Here is a 7075-nt window from a genome sequence, read left to right as displayed (position 1 = left end):
GGCTGCCGTCGGCAGCCCCTTCATCCCCCCTTTAAAATGATTATCATTACTGTTGGTGGAATAGTTTATTTTATGGAAGTCCCTTACTAGAGTTAGGGGTTGGTTTTGCTTTTGTAGGTAGTCAATACCATCTTGAAGTTGGGGGTGAAGATTTTTATATCGATTTATTGTTTTACCACTTGCGTTTACGCTGCTATGTAGTGATTGACCTGAAAATTGAAGAGTTCAAGCCAGAGTATTCCGGCAAGATGAATTTCTATGTTAGTGCGGTGGATGATTTGTTGAGACACCCAGATGATCAGCCTACTATTGGAATGATTCTATGCAAAAGTAAAAATAAGGTAATTGCCGAATATTCTCTGCGAGATATGCATAAGCCAATTGGTGTCTCTGTGTATCAGCTAAAAGATATTTTGCCGGAGGCTTTGCAAGGTAATTTACCAACAATCGAGCAGTTAGAAGCTGAATTGGAAACGATTACTAAAATTGAATTAGGACTCGGTTTAGGTGCAAAATTTGAGGGGAAAATAATTCATCCACTTGGAGAAACAGTAGATGAGCAAAACGGAACCTAGCAAGACTAACTTGAGCAAAGAAAACGTGGTCAGAGGGAGACACAAAGAAACGGAGAGATTATTTAATAACTTCTCCGCGTCTCTGCGTCTTCCATAAACAACGACTACCAAATTCGATTTCCATTTTCATCAAGTCGTGCCTGCCGAATTACGTCGGAAATTTCTTCAGCATCTTTAACGTGATGGAGTGCCTTCTTTTCGCCGTTGGGTTCATCCACAACGAAGTAAGTCGGGACTGTGATTGTGTCGCCTGTAATATCTGGTACATGATCAACAGCAGCCTGTTTAGCCTTCTCTTCAACGGATTGAGGCTTATCAGAAATTCTATCTCCTGGATTCGCGGTTAGGTTTCTTTCGTTCACATCTGGCTTGTCACGAGAATCCCGATCTTCGCTTACTGGTTGATTAATTTGATTTTCTTGATTTTTATCACTCATGGCGCTTTCAGGTATTAGAAATATGTTGCTTGACTAACAACAGCTTAAAAAATCAAGGGTATAAAGAGTTCTTTCTCTGGAGAGAGTTTGAGAATATATTTTGAATAAATTTTGTGAGGAACATATCTTAGGTTATAGCCTAGCTCTGAGATTAATAAATGACCTCATACTCCAGAAATAAATAATAATTAAAAATTACAGTTCCTGAACAGCTCTTAAAAAAGCAAATTTATTAAAATCAACCCATAGCAAACACAAATTTACATTAATCTTAATGCGATCGCACCGTAGTATATTAGTAGACCTTTGTAGGTAAATCGAATCATCATGGAAAATTCTTCTACTAATGGCAAAGTTCCAGCGAGGATAAAAACGCGCCGGGATTTTTTAACCTATATGCTAGGTACTACAGTTGCATCAGTAGCTATCGGATATCTATTTCCCAAAGTCAGCCAAAGTCGTGAGATAGACCTAGAAACCCTTTGCTCACTTTATCCAAAGAATTCACGCTGTCAAAATTATCTTCCAGGATCGGTAGCACTGGCTGAAGACGGCAAACAAATTGAAGCTAATACACTATTAGCAACCGCAAAGCCAGGAATTCCGATTCTGGTAAAAGGCTTGCCAGATCGTAGCGTTGATTATCTGATTATTCAAGACGGGCCACAGATTGCTGAGTACGCTATCAATCCAATCTGCACCCATTTAGGATGTACAGTCAAGTGGGATCTTGAGAAGAATCACTTTATTTGTCCTTGTCATGGATCTCAATACGATTCTCAGGGTCGAGTTGTTCATGGCCCAGCTAAACGCTCCCTACCACTAATCACCGTAGTAGTCAAGCAAAACCAAATTCGTTTAGTCGATCGCAAACCTGCTCTAGATCCTCGTTAACCTAGCATTAACAAATCCAATTTAACAATGCCACCAGACTTTTTCGGCAAATTTATGAATTATAAAAGACTAACAAAAATTACTGCATGATTTAAATTTGTCGGGTAAGCTGACAACAGCAGTTTCATTCTCAAACCAATGACCACAAGTAGTCCCAAAATTTTAGCCCTGGACTTTGATGGAGTGATTTGCGACGGATTAATTGAATACTTTGAGGTAGCATGGCGTACCTACTGTGAAATTTGGTCTTCTGCTAACGACACACCGCCAGATGATTTAGCTTTGAGATTCTATCGACTAAGGCCTGTTATTGAAACAGGTTGGGAAATGCCCATTTTAATTAAAGCCTTGGTAGATGGAATTTCTGACGAAAAGATTCTTCATGAATGGGTGAGCATTGCCCCACAAATTTTGTTAAATGATAAGCTCCAAGCAAGAGAAATTGGTGCAAAACTAGATAACCAACGAGATGAATGGATTACTACTGATTTAAGTGGTTGGCTGAGTCTGCATAGATTTTATCCGTCTGTAATAGAAAAAATCAAATTAACTATTGACAGTGGAGTTAAGTTATACATTGTGACAACTAAAGAAGGGCGTTTTGTACAGCAGTTGTTGCAACAGGAAGGAGTAAATTTACCACCAGAATCAATCTTTGGGAAAGAAGTTAAGCGTCCAAAATATGAAATTTTGCGAGACTTAATTCAGTCAGTAGAAGACAAGCCAGTTAGTCTCTGGTTTGTAGAAGATAGACTCAAGACATTACAGTTAGTCCAACAGCAAGCAGACCTTGAAGATGTGAAACTTTTTCTTGCAGATTGGGGCTATAATACCCAAGCCGAACGGGAAACTGCTCAAAACGATCCGCGAATTCAGTTGTTATCACTTTCTCAGTTTGCCAAAGATTTCTCAGCTTGGCTTTAATATATTAAATATCGAGTCAAAAAGAGACGTAGCAGTGTTACGTCTCTACAAGGATTCTGAATAACGCATATTTAATTTCTGACGTATTTATATAAATCAAATATGTATTTTGTCAATTTAGGTGAAATAATAACTCACAAGTATTCACTCCTCACTTTGCACTTACTTTTATGCTTGACCTAACAAAACTGGCGCGACAAATGCAGGGTTTAAGTCAGCATCTTACCTTAGAAGCTGCTGCCAGTCGTCAGCGTTTAGAACTGGCACAACAACATTTAAAAAATGCTTACCAGTCTCAACAAGATTTAATCGATCGCCAGGAAAAATGGCGCGATCGCATTCTCTTTGCTAATGCTACCCCAATTGAACCGCTAGAAACTTGCATTGATATTCCAGTTCCGCCAAAAATTCATACTGTCATCGCTACCGATGGTTCCCAAATTGCCCCCAACCATCATGAAATTGCTTACTGTTATCTGCTAAATATTGGCAGAGTCGTCTTACACTACGGACAAAATCGCCACCCACTACTCGATAGTTTGCCAGAAGTATTTTACCGCCCAGAAGATTTATATATGTCTCGACAGTGGGGAATTAGAACTGAGGAATGGATGAGTTTTCGCCGCACTGCTTCAGAAACAACTGTGTTAGCAGAACTGGCGTGTGATGCAGCGCAAAAGGAAACGCCAGCGCTAGCGATGGTAGATGGTTCGCTAATTTACTGGTTTTTAGAACAATTGCCGATGGATGCACGCGATCGGATTTTACCCCCCATCCTAGAAGCTTGGCAGCAAATGCGTGATGCTAAAATTCCGTTGATGGGCTATCTTAGCGCCTCTCGCAGCATCGAAACAATGAACTTTTTACGGTTATCAGCTTGTCCTCATCCAGCGCCAGACTGTAAAAGTCATTGCCCAAATCAGTTAGAAAAAGTACCTTGTAAAATTTTTGAACAGTTGCGCGATACGTCTGTTTGGGCAACCAGACTCAAACCAGGACAACGTAGTACTTTATGGCGCAGCAATTCCCCCATTCTGGAACTTTACGGCGATCAAACAATTTACTTTTGCTACGTCCACGTTGGCACCGAAATCGCTCGAATCGAAGTTCCGGCATGGGTAGCGGAGAATGCAACCATGTTAGACCAAGCACTGGGACTAATGTTAGCACAAGTGCAAAAAGGATATGGCTACCCTGTAGCGATCGCTGAAGCGCATAATCAAGCAGTAGTAAAAGGTGGCGATAAAGCGCGTTTCTTTGCTCTACTTGAACAACAAATGATTAAAGCTGGTTTAAAAAATGTGGGAACTTCCTACAAAGAAGCCAGAAAACGGGGGAGTATTGCTTAAAATAATTTGTAATTCGTAATTGAATTCTTAGCTATGAATTACGCTTTATGGTACTAATGCCTTAGCTACTTTAAGGACAATTACAGATAAAAGTTCTGATGAATTCAGTTTACGTAACACTTCTTATCTTAAATTTAAAATCTAAATGTTTACTTTACAGTTTTTTAGGGAAAACTTTATTTAGTAGAGAAATAAGCAATAACTAGCTAGTTTGCTCACTATAAAGTAGTGGATACTTATTGGATCTACATCGAGTTAACTACGTTTTTATACATAAGCGAAATAGCCTTCGCCAGAACTGACATTAGGTGAGTCTCTAGGTTGATATATCCTATCAAAATGGTTAGCCAAATTCAGTAAAAAACGTACTAACTTATTTAAATTTTTTCCAAAAATATTTATACCTAAAAAGCTGATGAAACTATTTAAATCTGAGTACAAAAAATCTGAAGAGAAATACTCTCGATTTTTCTCCCTTTCTATAGATTTATTATGTATTGCTAACTTTGATGGTTATTTTAAGTATTTAAATCCAGTATGGACAAAAACACTAGGTTGGTCAATTCAGGAACTCGTTGCTAAACCTTTTATCAAATTTATTCACCCTGAAGATCGTGAATCCACTATTGCAGCAGCTCAAAACATTACACACTCGGTAGATGCAATCAGTTTTGAAAATCGCTATCTTTGTCAGGATGGTTCTTACAAATGGCTATCGTGGAATGCGACTGGTTTTAGCGAAGAAAAGTTGATTTATGCAGTAGCTCGTGACATAACTATTAACAAAGAGAATGAAATAGCCCTAAAAAATTCTATCCAAGAATTAAAAGCTTTTAAATTTGCCTTAAATGCCCATTCACTGGTAGCTATTACTGATAGAACTGGAAGAATAACCTATGTCAATGACCTATTTTGCGAAGTTTCTAAATATTCTTCAGAAGAACTTCTAGGGCAAGATCATCGAATTATCAATTCTGGACACCACACAAAAGAATTTTTTGCAAACTTATGGAAAACTATTGGCCAAGGAAAAATATGGAAAGGAGAAATTAAAAATAAGGCTAAAGATGGAACTTTTTATTGGGTGGATACTTTGATCGCCCCAATGTTGGGACAAGATAGAAAGCCCTATCAATATGTATCGATTCGTACAGATATTACACAGCGTAACCTTTCAGAGTTAGCTTTATTGGAGCGATCGCGCTTGTCAGTTTTGAGTGCAGAAGTCAGTTTAGCCTTATCTCAAAGTGGCACACTTCCAGAAATTTTGCAAAATTGTACAAATACTATTTCCCAATACCTTGATATCGGCTTTGTTTGTATCTGGACATTTGAACGACAGACAAACCAGCTACAATTGCAAGCTGGCGTTCATTGCACAGATATTACTTGTAGTACTTTGAGCGATACCCAAGATTTCCCAGAACATATCGCTTTAGTCAATAATATTATTGGCTTAATGATTCAAAACCATCAAGCTATTTTTAACAAAGAATTATCAATTAATAATTCAGAAAAGCTTGTCGAGTCTACATTTTCAATTTCTCGATTTTCAGCTTATCCTCTGATAGTAGAGCAGCAATTAATCGGTATAATTGCTTTATTCAGCAAGCAATTATTTACCGAACCAACTCATAACCTATTAAATTGGATTGCTAATAATATTGCTGTAGCTATTGACCGAATCTGGGCGCGAGAAGAACTCCTCAGCCGTCGGGAAGCCTTATTACTGCGTTTAGCTAGCCAAATCCGCAGTTCTCTCAACCTAGATATGATCTTAGAAACTGCTGTGAATGAAATTCGCAGCTTATTACAAATTGACCGTTGCTACTTTCTTTCTTATTTACCGCACCCATCCCAAGCAAGCTTAACTATTACCTATGAAGCACGAAATCCTAACTTAGCAAGTATGTTAGGTAGTATTCCACTGCAAAAAAGCACTTTTTTGACTAAAAATCTTCTCTCTCAAGAGCTAATTTGCATCGAAAATATTAATAGTAAATCACAAGTTGATTATGATATGCAAGAACTTTTAACTGAGTTTGGGATCACATCTCAACTAATGCTACCAGTTAAAAGTAATTCCGGGGAGATTGGGGCAATTGTGTGTAGTCATTGTAGTGGCGATCGCATTTGGAATAATAGTGAAATTAGTCTGCTACAAGCTGTTTGCGATCAACTAGCGATCGCCATCGATCATGCACAACTTTATACCCAAAGTCGCGCTGCTACTTTAGAAGCTCAAACTCAAGCTGAAAAACTCACTGAAACCTTGCATAAATTGCAACAAACTCAATCTCAACTGATCCAGAATGAAAAAATGTCTAGCTTAGGACAATTAGTCGCTGGAGTTGCCCATGAAATCAACAATCCAGTTAGTTTTATTCATGGTAACTTAACCTATGCTAACGAATACTTTCAAGAGATGTTAACTCTCTTGCACCTTTATCAGCAACATTATCCCCAACCAGAAGTAGAAATAGAAAATTTCGCTGCAAAAATTGATTTAGAATTTATTACTAATGACCTTTCTAAACTCCTATCATCGATGAATATGGGGACTAATCGTATTCGTGAAATTGTTTTGGGATTGCGAAATTTTTCTCGTCATGATGAAGCGGGAAAAAAACTAGTTGACATTCATGAAGGAATTGAAAATACGTTATTAATTTTGCATCATCGCTGGAAAGATAATGGAATTAGATCGGATATATGTATAGTTAAAGAATATGGTGATTTGCCCTTGGTTGATTGCTATCCTGGGCAGCTTAATCAAGTATTTATGAATATTTTAACTAATGCGATCGATGCTTTAGAAGAATCAATGACCAAAATAAAAACGGCTCTCCAAGAGTAGTTATGTTAAAATAACATGAATAAACAAAATAACCATCAA

At 37.9% G+C, this 7075-nt stretch carries 5 protein-coding genes and 1 pseudogene; 5 read left to right on the top strand and 1 reads right to left on the bottom strand.

The features are described 5' to 3' along the window. Positions 1-95: 95 nt before the first annotated feature. Positions 96-575, top strand: a pseudogene (locus tag HWQ42_RS28645) (PDDEXK nuclease domain-containing protein); the annotation flags it as partial. A 104-nt stretch (positions 576-679) separates the two neighbouring features. Here the strand turns inward: HWQ42_RS28645 and HWQ42_RS28640 are convergent. Beyond that, entirely contained in the window at positions 680-1012 is a 333-nt protein-coding gene (locus HWQ42_RS28640) for a hypothetical protein (RefSeq protein WP_292817854.1), read from the bottom strand. 327 nt (positions 1013-1339) lie between these two features. On the opposite strand from HWQ42_RS28640, the gene HWQ42_RS28635 reads away from it, so the two are divergent. From HWQ42_RS28635 to HWQ42_RS28620, 4 genes are all read left to right on the top strand, one after another. Continuing rightward, positions 1340-1906: a Rieske 2Fe-2S domain-containing protein gene (locus HWQ42_RS28635; protein WP_292817852.1), complete on the top strand. Its 567-nt coding sequence runs from the start codon at positions 1340-1342 to the stop codon at positions 1904-1906. A 138-nt stretch (positions 1907-2044) separates the two neighbouring features. Continuing rightward, positions 2045-2830, top strand: coding sequence for an HAD family hydrolase (locus HWQ42_RS28630; protein ID WP_292817850.1), 786 nt, complete (start codon positions 2045-2047; stop codon positions 2828-2830). 170 nt (positions 2831-3000) lie between these two features. Continuing rightward, a complete protein-coding gene (locus HWQ42_RS28625; protein WP_292817848.1) occupies positions 3001-4179 on the top strand; it encodes a DNA double-strand break repair nuclease NurA in 1179 nt (392 codons plus the stop codon). A 415-nt stretch (positions 4180-4594) separates the two neighbouring features. After that, positions 4595-7036 (top strand): PAS domain S-box protein, encoded by a 2442-nt coding sequence (locus tag HWQ42_RS28620; RefSeq protein ID WP_292817846.1) that lies wholly within the window; start codon positions 4595-4597, stop codon positions 7034-7036. Positions 7037-7075 lie beyond the last annotated feature (39 nt).

The organism is Nostoc sp. JL23 (assembly GCF_017115065.1).
GTDB classification, from domain to species: domain Bacteria; phylum Cyanobacteriota; class Cyanobacteriia; order Cyanobacteriales; family Nostocaceae; genus Nostoc; species Nostoc punctiforme_A.
This window is presented reverse-complemented; position numbering and strand designations above follow the sequence as displayed.

Bases quoted from the DNA above. Each gene is read 5' to 3' on its own strand.
- HWQ42_RS28640 (WP_292817854.1), bottom strand. From the start codon at position 1,012: ATGAGTGATAAAAATCAAGAAAATCAAATTAATCAACCAGTAAGCGAA.
- HWQ42_RS28635 (WP_292817852.1), top strand. From the start codon at position 1,340: ATGGAAAATTCTTCTACTAATGGCAAAGTTCCAGCGAGGATAAAAACG.
- HWQ42_RS28630 (WP_292817850.1), top strand. From the start codon at position 2,045: ATGACCACAAGTAGTCCCAAAATTTTAGCCCTGGACTTTGATGGAGTG.
- HWQ42_RS28625 (WP_292817848.1), top strand. From the start codon at position 3,001: ATGCTTGACCTAACAAAACTGGCGCGACAAATGCAGGGTTTAAGTCAG.
- HWQ42_RS28620 (WP_292817846.1), top strand. From the start codon at position 4,595: ATGAAACTATTTAAATCTGAGTACAAAAAATCTGAAGAGAAATACTCT.